The organism is Nostoc sp. (assembly GCF_036916735.1).
Taxonomy (GTDB): Bacteria; Cyanobacteriota; Cyanobacteriia; order Cyanobacteriales; family Nostocaceae; genus Nostoc.
Genome location: NZ_JBALFV010000002.1, coordinates 76,403 through 90,306, shown reverse-complemented (window position 1 = coordinate 90,306; position 13,904 = coordinate 76,403). Strand labels below are relative to the sequence as shown.

The following is a 13,904-nucleotide window of genomic DNA, read 5'->3' as shown; positions in this document are numbered from 1 at the left end:
AGAAGAATGAAGTTGTGAATAAAAAACTTCTCATTTCTCCTCAAGAACTTGCATCACTGTTAGCAGAAAAGCCATCACAGACTGTCATTATCGATACGCGAAGTCAAGAAGATTATTTTATTTCTCATATTCCTCAATCTATAAATATTAGAGACTTTTTCACCTATCTTTTAGATAATTCTTCCCCAGCAGGATTAAAGGAACTGCAAAAGTATTTTGCAGAAATTATGAGCAGGGTAGGAATATCTGGCGCAGAACAACTAATTGTTTATGAAGATACTTTAAATAAAGGTTATGGTCAATCTTGTCGAGCAGCTTTTTTGCTGAAGTATTTGGGTTGCGCTCAGGTATCTATTTTACACGGAGGATATAGAGCGTGGCTCAAGGCAGAATTACCTACTACCAATGAAGTACCAAAACGTGAAAGCAGCATATTTAGATTGTATCCCAACACTGACATGATGGTGACTACCATTGAGATGTTGCAAGCAATTGGCAATCCAGAAATTATTAAATTAGATGTGCGTGACAGTTCAGAATGGCTTGGGCTGAGTTCTTCTCCCTATAATCCTGATTTCTGTCCTCGCAAAGGTAGAATCCCTAATGCAGTATGGTTAGAATGGCATCATCTGATGAATTCTGAATCAGAAATAACCACGTTTCGATCGCCAGAAGAAATCCGAGAAATCTGTCAATCAATAGGTATTACTTCAAAGTCTATTGTGTATATTTACTGCTTTAAAGGTTCAAGGGCTGCTAATACATTAATAGCCCTTGAACAGGCAGGAATTTCTGCTAGAAATTATTTTGGCTCTTGGAATGAATGGTCTCGTGACTTTTCATTACCCATTGATAGCAGAGTAATCAGCGTGTAAGCTTGCTGATAATTAGCGATGTCTACGGCAGGCTACGCCTACGTAATCTTTTTCAGATTTTAAAGTGCATTTGCCTTGCGCGATCGCTGCTAACCATCATTGTTAGTTACTTAAATCGACAGGATTGCTCTATAGTCGGAGTTTCTTCGAGTTGCACCATTATCAGAACAGCAGGCGCATCGCCTACTGTTCCAGATAAGTGGCCCTTATGACCTTGCGCGTCGGCTTTCGTCCCTTGGTCTTCTCCAAATGAAATTTCGCCAGGACCCATCTCAACTCGCTGGCCATCCATAGTCTCCACAAACCAACGTCCCGACAGAGGAATAACCCATTGAGGTTTAGGGTTCTCATGCCAGTTGCCAACCCATCCCACGGGTAGCACAGTAAAGGTGATTGTGGCACCGGACTGTTTCAACTTAGAAAGCCACTGCGGTGAAGTATCTGGGGCTATGCCTTTTTCAATGAAGTCCTCAATTTGACAACGGGATTGGTGACTTATACCGTCGCGATCTGTCCAGACGTGCCAGTAGTCAATTGTTGGTTTATTTGATGAGTTATTCTGCATAAAAATGGCTCTTTTTTCTTGTGTGAGTAAGGACTAAAGTCCTTATTTTATAACTACTAAAGTGCTTACTAGAAACTCTGAGAACTTGCAATATTTACTACTAATCAACTGTAACTGTATAATTACGTTCTTCCCATTTACTGCTTTCAATCCAGAAAAAGGTAAAGCTGATTGGCTGTTGCTGGTTATTAGAAACAGAAACATCTACAAAATTTATTCCTAACTTTGTGAAAGTAGAAGGCGTATCTTTTACAGTTTGCCAATTATCATTTGACCAATGCAATTGAAAAGATGCTAAAGCGTCAATTCGCAATGTCTGACCTTTTTTAACTTTGTCTACTTGATGGTTAAACTTCCAAATTTCCAATGATTTACACTGCTTTCTTTCGCCTAAATAGCGATTTGCCACCTCTGGAATAAAATCAAACACCTGTCCGTCATGAGTTGACCGTAGCAGCTTGATATACTCTGCGTGTGCCCACATTAAAGGCATGGCCGAACCTGTTGGTTTTCCTAAATACATATAGATATCGGGTATATCTGCCTCATCCCAAACCTGTTCTGGTAGCAAACAAGTGTCTGAAGCAAATCCTTCCATCGCCTTGATATATGTTTTGACATCGCCGTTAGCAGCTAGTTCATAATGTCCTCGTTCTCCTGTCAACAGAGGCCAAGCGCGTCCTTTACCCGAACCGACATAAGGATTTCCATTTTTTTGCTGACCGTAGCCGTCGTGATTGTAACGATGCCAACAAGGCCCAACAGGTGTATCTACTTTCAATACTGCATCAATTACTTTGACAGAATCAACAATAATCGGGTCATCTGGTTTACGAATTCCATAGCGTACTAATTGGAGAAATCCGCCATCGACAATTTCCTTGGCAAGAAATTCTGCTGGTTCACCAGCTGGTCGATTGCTGATGAAAAGAGTTCCTTGGTTAGGATTGTCGTCGGCTTGAGGATTATTAATATCTGAGGGAGTAATTCGGATATAATGCCGTTTGATCCCAGGAACTAAAGTTCCTTCAGTAGTAACTGTCCAAGCTTCAATGTGAGATTCTAAAAAATCTGCGTATTCTTCTATAAACTTTGCTGTTGCTTCATCTCCACGTTGACGAACAAATTGAGCAGCACAGATTAAGGCAGCAATATTGGATGCTAGTGTTGATGGTGAATAACCACTGTTTTCTTCCCAGCGTTCTTGTTGGGTAGCCGGACCGTGACGAATTAAATAACCCGCCGCCCGCAGAACCATCGGATAAATATCGAATTTTAAACAAGTCTTCTGCTGGTGCAATAACCATGCTAACAGAATCGGAAATGCCACCTCATCTAGTTGGATACCTTTCCAGTAAGGTTCACCATCAACCCAGAAATTTTGGGCAAAACCGCCATCTTCCTGCTGACTGGTGGCGAGATAAATTAGCGATCGCACTGCTGTTTCTGTTTCACCAGCAGCCACTAAACCTGATACACTGCTTACCATATCCCGCGTCCAGACAAGATGATATCCTCCTTGGTCTTGGTCGTTTTTGGCTTCACCCCAAGGGATGGCAAGGGATGCAATCAACGCACCTGGATAAACTTTGTCTTCATGTGCTAACAACAAACTAATGCTGTTGTGATACAACTTCCCATCATTGTATGAAACATTTTCTAGCGGTTGGATATTGCGGCGCGATCGCTTCCATTGTTCGTCGTATTGCTGCTTCTGCTGTTCAAAAGGAATATTCAGCGATTGAAATAATGTAGAGATTGCATTGTGCAGGTTTGTACCAAATGCCAGCCCTAAAGTAAACTCTTTAGTGCAATCTAGATTTAGTTTTCCAGTCAGAGCAAGGTTGCCATCTACAGCACTATCAAATTCCCAATCCATCTGGAAATTATCAGCTAAATCTGTCCAGCCATCACTTTTACCGACATAACCACAGGAAAGGCGGGTAAAGGGAATTGTTGCACCCAGCGCCAGCCACGTTCCTTTTTTCTCAGCGATCAGAATCCGATGCCCAGCAACTTCTACAGCGTAACCATTATTACCCATACCTCCAACTTCCAGATGCGGCGCACACAAGGCATATAAATGAAGTTGTGAGATAAAATCGTCCTCTCCTGTTAATTTTGTATGCTGTAAAATACAGGAGAAATGCGGGTCGGCAATCACTTCTTTGATTACGGCATAACGTCCTTGGGGATCGGAATTAGTGATACGGTATCCTAAACCATGAGTCCACATTGGTTCTACTTTGGATTTGAGATGGCGTTTCTCTTCGTGGAAAAAGCTTTTATCATCAGAAATTAGATACTGCAAATCCCGAATTTGAGGTCTATCTACTGTGGGATGGTAGATTTCAGTAACAACACCATTCCAGATAGTAAACCAAACGCGACTAGAGGTAGAGTAAGCTGTTCCGATTCCATCTTTATTCGCTTGAGTCCATCGAGGTTCAATACCTGGCGAACCAAAAGCTTCTGCTTGACCAATAATTTTTGCCATATTTTATTATGTCGATGAGTTTTGAATATTTTTGGAAAATTTTGTCTTTGATATTTATGTGATTAAAAATTTATTGATTTGGTGTAAATTTGCGAACGGCAGTAAAGGATTTTGCTTCAATAAAAATTTGTTTGATTTCAGGATGCTTTTGGCTAATTTTTACTTCTAAACTTTCTACTGTTAATGCTATTTCCTCACCTGTTAAATTTTTATAAAATTGAATTTCTAAGTTGAGTAATACTTCCTGGGGAGCAAGCTGCATTGTTAATACCCGGATAACTTCTTGCACTCCTGGTTCAGTTTTTGACAAAGAGCGGATATTGGCTATAGTTTGAGGATTAGCACTTTCACCAACTAATAATCCTTTACTTTCTCTCGCTAGTACCACTGCTACTACAGCCAAGATAATCCCAATAATAATCGAGGCAATACCATCAAAATAGACATTATTAAACAGGTGTCCTAAAAAGATTCCGATTAAGGCAACGAATAAACCTAAAATCGCAGCAGAATCTTCAAATAATACTGTAAATACTGTAGGGTCTTTACTATTTTTGATTGCTTGCCATAAATTTTCTCTACCCTTGGTCGGCAAAAATTCTTTTAAAGCTACAGTCCAAGAAAAACCCTCTAATAATATTGCAATACCTAAGACAATATAATTCCACTTTGGGTTTTCTAAAGGGCTAGGATGAATTAAATGAGCGATTCCTTCATAAATTGACATACCGCCGCCAATGGCAAAGATCAGGATAGCAACGATAAAAGTCCAGAAATAAAGTTCTTGACCGTAACCAAAGGGATGGCTATCATCTGCTGGCTTTTGACTTCTGCGAATTCCCAGCAAAAGCACCAGTTGATCGCCAGTATCTACTATTGAATGAATGCCTTCAGATATCATGGCGGAACTGCCAGTAATCGAGGCAGCAATAAATTTAGTAATCGCGATCGCTAAGTTAGCGCCCATCGCTGCAAATATCGTTTTATGAGATGAATTAGATGCCATGATTGTAAATATTAGCTTCTAGATAGGTAAGTTGAGCACAGATTTATTTCTCCTCTTTTTCACAGCATAATGCATCATATTATGGTGTTCGCTATGTTCTTGTTCGCTGCCGTTATTCATCATTTTCAGCATATTCGGCCCACCAGTTTTGAAGAACCGTGTAACTAACAAAATTGCCAAAACCAAAAAGAAAATATTCAATACTGTAGTGTAGTTAAATCGAATAGATGCTTCGACTACTTTAGCGTTATGTTCTTGTGGGATTAACCCCAAAATTTGGAACATAATTTCAATGATTAAGGCGGCACTTACCATTGCCGTATAGAAAGCGATCGCTAGAAATATACTAACTTTTAGACTATAATATTTGCGGTAAATATTCAAAATTGGTAGTATAATCAGGTCAGCAAAAATAAACGCTACTACACCTCCAAAGCTAATACCCCCATTCCACAGTACAGCCGCTAGAGGAACATTCCCCACAGAACAAACAAAGGAAAATATCGCTACAATTGGCCCCACAATTGCCCCCCATAACTTCGACCATACAGGATGATCTGTGAGAAAAAATGCTTGCCAGAATTCATTGGGAATCCAAGCAGCCAAAGCACCTGCAATCACTAATCCTAGTGCAATATCTAACCACACCGAAACCCAATCCATTACAAAGTAGTGGCTAATAGCTGTAAACCCTTTATCAGAAAAAATTCTTTGCCAAATAGAACCTTCTGTCACTGACATATTCATATTGGCGTGTCCTTCCATTTTGCCAGAGAGTCCCCGGTTGGCTTGCTGTTTAGCTGCTTTCACCATCTGGGGTTTTAAGAATACTTTAAACAGAAATACTAATATTACAATCATCAACAGCCCACCGATATACTCAGCCAGGGTAAATTGCCACCCCATTAATACTGCTAAGATAATGCCCAGTTCAATGACTAAATTAGTTGAGGCAAACTGAAATGCTATTGCTGCTGTAAAGTTACCGCCTTTGCGAAAGATGGAACGGGCAAGGGCGACAGAAGCATAAGAACATGACGATGAAGCTGCACCCAAACCACAGGCTACTGCGATCGATTTTGGTGACGCATTCGGTAATAGTCGGCTCATTTCTCCTTTAGAAATTACCGCTTGAACAATACCTGATAGTGTAAAACCAAGAATGAGCGCCCAAAGAATTTCCCAGAACATAGAAAATGTCATACTGAGTGCTAAAAAAATTCCATTGATGGGGTCGCTAAAAGGGTTTATAGTATTCATTTTTATCAATTATTATAAAAGTCTTAGACCAATTTCTAATTTGTAGTAGAAATTTCTAATTCACCATTGAGATGGGTAACTTCCCATTTGGTTTGTTCCCCATCATGCCAAAAGCGTAATCCTACCGTAGCGTCTCCTACAGACAAATTTGTCAGTTCTAAATCGGGTAAGAAATCTGGTAGATTCGGCTGTACTTCTAACTGTTGTTTTGAAGCATCAGCTTTCAGTCCTAAAATGGTACGAATGAGTAAGAAAATTGAACCAGCAGCCCAAGCTTGGGGTATATTAGCATCTGGATAGGGAACTGGAAAGTTATCATCTTGGCGTTCAATTCCCGCAAACAATTCTGGCATTCGCCCAGCTTGAAAATAACTAGCAGCAGCAAAAATCCCCTCAGCAATGCGGTTAGCTTCTTGGTGATAGCCATACTTTTTTAATCCAGCCGCAACGATTGAGTTATCATGAGGCCAAACACTACCCCGTTGATAACTAATCGGGTTATATGCCGGATTTTCTGATGAAAGAGTCCGTACACCCCAACCACACCACATATCCGGTTGAAAAAGCCGATTAACAAGTTCTTTTGCTCTCTCCTGTGGTACGATACCAGACCAGAGCAGATGACCAGGATTTGAGGTAATTGATTGAATTTGTTGCTTTTTATCGTCTAATCCTAAACAGTAAAAGCCAACTGAATCCATCCAAAAGCGATCGTTAAATCGTTGATAAAGTTCTTCGGCTTTTTGACGCAGCTTTTTGGCTTGCTCTTTTTCGCCCCACACTTCATAAATTAAGGCTGCTCTTTGCCAAGCGTCATAAACGTAACCTTGTACTTCACACAAAGCGATTGGTGGCTCAACTAACTGGCCATTTGGGTAAACTATTGCATCCCCTGAATCTTTCCAACCTTGATTGCGTAATCCTTTTGACGAATGAGTTAAATACTCAACAAAGCCATCCCCATCAAAGTCGCCGTATTTGTCAATCCAACTTAGGGCCTTTTCCAGTGGCGCTCGACACTCATCCAGCATACTGACATCGGCGTTCCAGTTATAGGCTTCAGCTAAAGTAACAATCCAAAGGATGGTAGTATCTACTGTTCCGTAGTAGGGATGATATGGAAGCAGGTTTAGTGTGGTTAACTCATCGCGCCGCATTTCGTGTAGCATTTTGCCTGGTTGGGCATCGTGCCAATCATCCAACTCAGTTGCCTGGAGTTGAGCCAGTTTCAGTAAGGTGCCACGAGCAAATTCATGATAGACTGCGATCGCTTGCAAGCTAGCAATTATTGAATCGCGTCCAAAAACGGCAACAAACCAGGGAATCCCAGCAGCAGGCATCCAAAATTGATGACCATTGTCATATACATCAATCCGCAGCGCTCCCATATCTACGATCGCTTGCTGATAATATTCGGTAATTTCAGCATTGGACGATTGTAACTTTGTTGCATTAACCAGAAACTCATCCCTAACTTTTCCAGCTTTTGTATTATGAGGTACAGCGCAGGTGTTTTGAGGTTTGAAGACATTTCCATTGGCTTGGGCTGTAAAATTGATGCAAGTGTGCCATGTCTTACCAGAAGCAATGGTAATATCAAACATTAAACGACCATTGGCATAGCGTGGCTCAGAACTAGTACAAGCTGGCTCAATCACAATACCTCTGAAGAAAGAACCGTTTCGATATTCAGTAGTGAGTACACCATTTACCCATCTGGTTTCTGTCTCACCCCGTGTCAATATTTGCTGTGATTTAACATCAAAAATATCCGCAAAATCAGAGCGTACAGCTAACATTAATTGAAACTTAACAGTCTCACTGTGATAGTTAGTTATATCAATATCTTCATGCATACCTTCTACAATGTCGCGCCGAACTGTTACAAGCAAACTACCAGAAGGTAAAGTGCCATTGATAATAGGGAGTTGCGGGTTAGTGAATTGGTAAAGCGCATTATGATGGGTGATATTGCTAGAAGCTAGTAGCGAAAGTGGGTAGCGATTGAGAGAAATTTCGTAGTAAGAAATTAGGCGTGTATCCCAAACAAAAAAACCTTGAGCTAAATTTTCGTCAATAGAACCATCACTAGCTGTTACTAAAAAAGAAGAACCATCATTGATGGTTATCAAACCAGGATTGACAGTAACTTTTGTCGCCATTGTTAATTAACCATTTTCTGTAAAACCTGGATACAAAGTCATGCCGCCATCTACAAACAGTGTTGTACCGTTAACATAATCAGAGTTATCAGAAGCTAACCAAACTGCTGCTTTGGCAATATCCTCTACATCACCTACTCGTTTGGCTGGAATCAATTGTAGTAACTTTGCCTCTGCTTCTGGAGTATCCCAAGCTGATTTATTAATTGGAGTTTTGATTGCACCAGGGGCAATGCTATTAACGCGAATTTTGTGGGGTGCAAGTTCTTGAGCAATACTTTGCATTAACATATTTATACCGCCCTTACTTGCGGCATAATTAACATGACCCGCCCAAGGAATTACTTGATGCACTGAACTCATACAAATAATCTTACCTGCGGCAGATGAAATCTCTGGTTGTACACCTCGACGTAAGAATTCCTTTGCGGCTTCTCTAGCACACAAGAATTGTCCTGTTAGGTTCACCCCAATGACTGTATTCCATTGGTTGAAGTTCATATCTACAAAGGGTGAATCTTTTTGTAAACCTGCATTGTTCACTAAAATATCAATTGTTCCGAAGCGCTCAATTGTCTGGCTAAACATTGCCTTTACTTCATCTTCTTTGCTGACATCTGCTTGTATGGCGAAAGCTTCACCATTGGCAGCTTTAATATCATCGACAATTTTTTGAGCTTCTTGGGCTTCAGAATGATAGTTAATAACTACTGCTGCACCTGATAAAGCCAAATTGCGAGCTATAGCTTCACCAATGCCAGAACTAGCACCCGTTACAAGTGCTTTTTGACCTTTGAGCAGGTAAGGAGAACAGCTCATAATATTTCCTCAGAATGTAGAGCTTAATTGTCTTTGATAGCGAAAACTTACAGCAAAATTCAGAAATGATCAGTGATAACTCAATACTGTTCGGTTCAACCCAAAAAATAACTCCAATATAGGTTGCGTTGAGGAACAAAACCCAACATTTTTAGAGCTTTGTTGGGTAACACTAAAGTTCAACCCAACCTACACCAACATACAAATTTTCAAAACCTACGTAGGATTGAGTGATAACTGATTTGACAGCATCAATCATAAACCAACAACATTTTATATTAAATGTCACAAGTTTATACTTAGCTTAATTACATAAATTTATGAGATTCTGGGATAACTTTAGGGGTTTATAGTGGCGAGCGCTTCTAACTATTGGAGTAATAAATATATCTAACTAAAGAATTAGGTATATTTAATTTTTATTTCATAATTGGATGAAATATTTATATTATAAAGTTAATAGCACTTATTTTTTGATAAAACAATGGATTGTATAAAAATTTAAATTTCTGATATTAGCTTATTTATACAAGTAATAAACTGATTTAAGATGAATACGCCAACTTATAGCAATGTACTGATGCAAAAAATTCGAGCTATTGCCTTAACGGTGACAAACTGCGATCGCTCTTTAGATTTCTATACACAAGCACTTGCTTTTGAACTAGTTTGTGACATCACTGTTGAAGGACAGGATTACAGCGACTTAGAAGATGTGACTGGGGTAAAAATTCGCATTGTTACTTTACGACTAGGTGACGAACTTATCGAGTTGATGGAATATCTTAATATTCAAGGTAAACCCATCCCGAGCGATTCACAAAGTAATGACCTGTGGTTTCAACATTTAGCAATTGTGGTAAGTGATATAGATCGCGCATATACTCACTTGCGTTCATTTCCTATTGAAGCAATTTCCGTTGCACCACAGACAATACCACCTGGTAATAAAGCATCTGGTGGTGTCCGCGCCTTCAAGTTTAAAGACCCTGATGGTCATGATTTAGAGTTAATTTGGTTTCCACCTGATAAAGGAAAAGATAAATGGCATCAAAATAGCCATCGCTTATTTTTGGGAATTGACCATAGTGCGATCGCTATATCTAACACCGAACAAAGTCTATACTTTTACTGCCACCTCCTGGGAATGCAAGTTAATAGCCGCAGTCTCAACTGGCGTGCAACTCAAACTCGCTTGGATAATTTACCAGGAGCCGAAGTCAGAATTACAGCATTGCGACCTATTCAAGATGGTGTAGGAATTGAACTGCTGGACTATATTATGCCTGGAAAAGGTCGTACTATACCGAGTGACTGGAAAAGTTGCGATATTGCGAAGGTGCAAATTGAGCTAGTTGTAAATAATCTTGAGCAGTTAGTAGATAAGCTACAGCGTAATGGGGTTCAGTTTGTATCATCGCGGATTGTGCAGTTTAGCGGCTCATTTCTTTATCGGCAAGGTTGTTTAGTTAAAGACCCTGATAGACATACAATTTTGCTAATTGCAGAATGATCTGAGCATAAAAAAGTCGAACGCCATCATTACAGGTGCAATAGGGCATCGCTAATTATCGTTATGGAACGATCAGTAGTTAGATGATTTCTGATGAAAAAATATCTATGTTAACGAATTTCGACTTCCCTGCGGGACGCCGAGTTGGCGCACAGCATTAGCGACGAGTTGATTGCAAAAGTTCTCATTTTAAATATCGCCTGGAATCGCCACCGCCTTGCGTCCTGCTGCCTTAATCAGTTGGATCACCTCGCGAGCATCTGGCTCTTCGGCGGGCAGATAGTTGATCGCAACATCAGCACCTTCACGCGCAAAAGCGATCACTGCTGCCCGACCAATACCAGAATCGCCGCCTGTGACGAGCGCCTTGCGTCCTACTAGCCGTGGGTATTGTTTAATTCTTTGTTTTAGTTAATTAACAATTAACTATGTATTCTTTTACCTAACCTCTAACTACAGAATGAGATTAGTTTTAAATTATTATTGTGTGTTTCTGAATACAAATGTATTTAAATAAATTGAGAATTACCTCATGGCAAATCTATCTAAAGTAATCCTTAATGAGACTTGGATACAAAACTTTTTGGTGAGTGCTAGATATAATTCCACGGGTAAATGCAGAGCGATCACTAGTTGAGAAATAGACGTTGTACGAACGATTATCGCGCTTTTATTCAGTAAATAGGCTACGTTATAGGGGCACAGCAATGTTCTCTACAATAGATGTAGCTGGAATAAAAGAAAAGTGCTGTAAAGTTTTGATTACTCCTGGGTGGGCGTCTAGCCCACCCTTAATTGTTATTGCAATGCCTCAGCAGTCTTCTTCTCATCCAATTTGAGAATTAACACACCCAAAGGTGGTAAACACAAATCCAGCGAATAAGGACGACTGTGCAAAGACCAATCATCTGTCCACTTACCGCCTAAATTGCCCATATTGCTGCCGCCATACTGACGCGCATCACTATTGAACAACTCAGTATAAAATCCCTTCTTCGGTACACCAATGCGGTAGTGAGAATGGGGTTGCGGTGTAAAATTGCAAACCACGATCGCAAAATCATCAGAATCCTTGTCACGACGCATGAAGGAAACTACACTATGGCGATTATCGCTACAGTCGATCCACTCAAACCCAGGTTCAGCAAAATCTTGGGTGTATAAAACTGGTTCAGAGCGGTAAAGATAATTCAAATCGTGGAAAAACGTTTTTAACTGTTGATGGGCTTCATGCTGCAATAAATGCCACTCCAAATCTGCCCAATCATTCCACTCACTCCACTGCCCAAACTCCATGCTCATAAACATGGTTTTCTTACCTGGGTGAGCAAACATATAGGTAAATAAACAACGCACATTAGCTAACTTCTGCCATGTATCCCCCGGCATTTTGCCGATGATATTGCTCTTACCATGCACCACTTCATCATGGGACAGAGCCAGCATGAAGTTCTCACTGTGGTTGTACCACATACTAAAGGTGATATTGTTTTGGTGAAACTGGCGGAACCAAGGGTCCATACTGAAGTAATCCAGCATATCGTGCATCCAGCCCATATTCCACTTTAAGTTAAAGCCCAGTCCGCCTGTGTAGGTGGGCCAAGATACCATTGGCCAAGAAGTAGATTCTTCAGCAATTGAAAGAATACCGGGGAAATAGCTAAAGATAATGTGATTTACCTGACGCAGAAAATCTGCTGCTTCTAGGTTTTCTCTGCCGCCGTACTGGTTGGGTAACCATTCTCCTGGTTCGCGGCAATAGTCGTTATAAAGCATCGAGGCAACAGCATCGACACGAATCCCGTCAATGTGGTACTTGTCAAACCAGAAGAGAGCATTTGCTGCTAAAAAATTACTGACTTCATGGCGACCATAATTGAACACCAATGTACCCCATCCTTTGTGTTCGCCTTTGCGGGGGTCAGCGTGTTCGTACAGGTGGCTACCATCAAAGAAAGCTAAACCATGTCCATCTTTGGGGAAGTGACCAGGAACCCAATCCACAATTACCCCTATATCATTTTCATGACATTTGTCAATAAAATACATGAAATCTTCGGGTCTGCCAAAACGCGAGGTAGGGGCATAGTAACCAGTTACTTGATAACCCCAAGAACCATCAAAGGGATGCTCCGCAATGGGCAGCATTTCTATGTGGGTGTATCCTAATTCTTTGACATAGGGAATGAGTCGGTCAGCTAGTTCTCGGTAGGTAAGGAAGCGTGCGCCCGGCTTTAGTCCAGAAACGACAATTACTGGTTCAGTTTCACCATTTGGCAGTTTAGCTGGTTCTGCACTCGAAGCGTGTAACCAAGAGCCTAAATGCACTTCATAGACTGAGACAGGTTGGGTAAGCGGGTCAGTATGACGCCGCTTTTCCATCCAGCTTTCGTCATTCCAACTGTAAGCATCTAAATCAGTGACAATGGATGCTGTCTTCGGGCGAACTTCTTGCTGGAAACCGTAGGGATCGGATTTTTCGTAAATGTGTCCTTCAAAATTTTTGATTTCATATTTGTAATGCTCTCCCACACCGATTTCAGGTATAAACAATTCCCAAACCCCGGTAGAGCCTTTACGCATCTGGTGTTTACGCCCATCCCAAAAGTTGAAATCTCCCAACAATGAAACGTTGCGAGCATTGGGTGCCCAAACTGCAAAATAAACACCCTTAACGCCGCCTATTTCCGTGGGGTGCGCTCCCAGTTTTTCGTAAATCCGGTGATGGTTGCCTTCACTAAATAAATGCAAATCAAAGTCTGTCAAGCGAGGAGAACGGAAGGCGTAAGGGTCATAAGTGACACGCTCATGTTCCCCTTCTTTAATCCGTAACTGGTAGTTTGCCAGTTCTGTGGTTTCAATCGTGCATTCAAAAAAGTGGGGATGATGCACTGTTTGCATTGGGTATTCCTTGCGTTGTTCAGGAAGAACGACCCATGCTGCACTTGCATTTGGTAGGTAGGCCCGCACAGCCCAGACAGTTTTGCCATCTTGTTCTATGGGATGAGAACCTAGTATTTCAAAGGGATCGTTATGTTGATTCCAAACGATACTGTTAACGTGTTCAGGGGCGATCGTGGTCATGGACATGAAGCTACCTAAGCGAAATAACTTGACTGACTAAATCTACTTTTTTAACATCTATCTATATTTATATATTCTTTACATTTATTTGCAATTTTTTCGTCACCGTTATCGTACATCAGA

The 13,904-nt window shown here is 40.8% G+C and carries 10 protein-coding genes; 2 read left to right on the top strand and 8 right to left on the bottom strand.

What is annotated here, in order from left to right:
* Positions 1-14 precede the first annotated feature (14 nt).
* The gene (locus tag V7L20_RS01325) at positions 15-875 is read left to right on the top strand and encodes a sulfurtransferase (protein WP_334742327.1); all 861 of its coding nucleotides are present in this window, start codon (positions 15-17) and stop codon (positions 873-875) included.
* A gap of 106 nt (positions 876-981) precedes the next feature.
* On the opposite strand, the gene V7L20_RS01320 is transcribed toward V7L20_RS01325, so the two are convergent.
* From V7L20_RS01320 to V7L20_RS01295, 6 genes are all read right to left on the bottom strand, one after another.
* Positions 982-1,440 (bottom strand): cupin domain-containing protein, encoded by a 459-nt coding sequence (locus V7L20_RS01320; protein ID WP_334742326.1) that lies wholly within the window; start codon positions 1,438-1,440, stop codon positions 982-984.
* A 100-nt stretch (positions 1,441-1,540) separates the two neighbouring features.
* Entirely contained in the window at positions 1,541-3,937 is a 2,397-nt protein-coding gene (locus V7L20_RS01315) for a glycoside hydrolase family 15 protein (protein WP_334742325.1), read from the bottom strand.
* A gap of 70 nt (positions 3,938-4,007) precedes the next feature.
* Positions 4,008-4,943, bottom strand: coding sequence for a cation diffusion facilitator family transporter (locus tag V7L20_RS01310; protein WP_334742324.1), 936 nt, complete (start codon positions 4,941-4,943; stop codon positions 4,008-4,010).
* An 18-nt stretch (positions 4,944-4,961) separates the two neighbouring features.
* A complete protein-coding gene (locus V7L20_RS01305; RefSeq protein ID WP_334742323.1) occupies positions 4,962-6,203 on the bottom strand; it encodes a permease in 1,242 nt (413 codons plus the stop codon).
* A 35-nt stretch (positions 6,204-6,238) separates the two neighbouring features.
* Entirely contained in the window at positions 6,239-8,365 is a 2,127-nt protein-coding gene (locus V7L20_RS01300) for an amylo-alpha-1,6-glucosidase (RefSeq protein ID WP_334742322.1), read from the bottom strand.
* A gap of 6 nt (positions 8,366-8,371) precedes the next feature.
* Positions 8,372-9,184, bottom strand: a complete 813-nt coding sequence (locus tag V7L20_RS01295) for an SDR family oxidoreductase (protein WP_334742321.1) — start codon at positions 9,182-9,184, stop codon at positions 8,372-8,374.
* 550 nt (positions 9,185-9,734) lie between these two features.
* Between V7L20_RS01295 and V7L20_RS01290 the strand changes: the two genes are divergently transcribed.
* Positions 9,735-10,697, top strand: coding sequence for a VOC family protein (locus tag V7L20_RS01290; RefSeq protein ID WP_334742320.1), 963 nt, complete (start codon positions 9,735-9,737; stop codon positions 10,695-10,697).
* Between the two features lie 189 nt (positions 10,698-10,886).
* Here V7L20_RS01290 and V7L20_RS01285 read toward each other — a convergent pair whose 3' ends face one another.
* Together V7L20_RS01285 and glgB are read right to left on the bottom strand one after the other, a co-directional pair.
* The gene (locus tag V7L20_RS01285; protein WP_334742426.1) at positions 10,887-11,096 is read right to left on the bottom strand and encodes an SDR family NAD(P)-dependent oxidoreductase; all 210 of its coding nucleotides are present in this window, start codon (positions 11,094-11,096) and stop codon (positions 10,887-10,889) included.
* Between the two features lie 399 nt (positions 11,097-11,495).
* Positions 11,496-13,787, bottom strand: coding sequence for a 1,4-alpha-glucan branching enzyme (gene glgB / locus V7L20_RS01280; protein WP_334742319.1), 2,292 nt, complete (start codon positions 13,785-13,787; stop codon positions 11,496-11,498).
* Between the last annotated feature and the right edge of the window lie 117 nt (positions 13,788-13,904).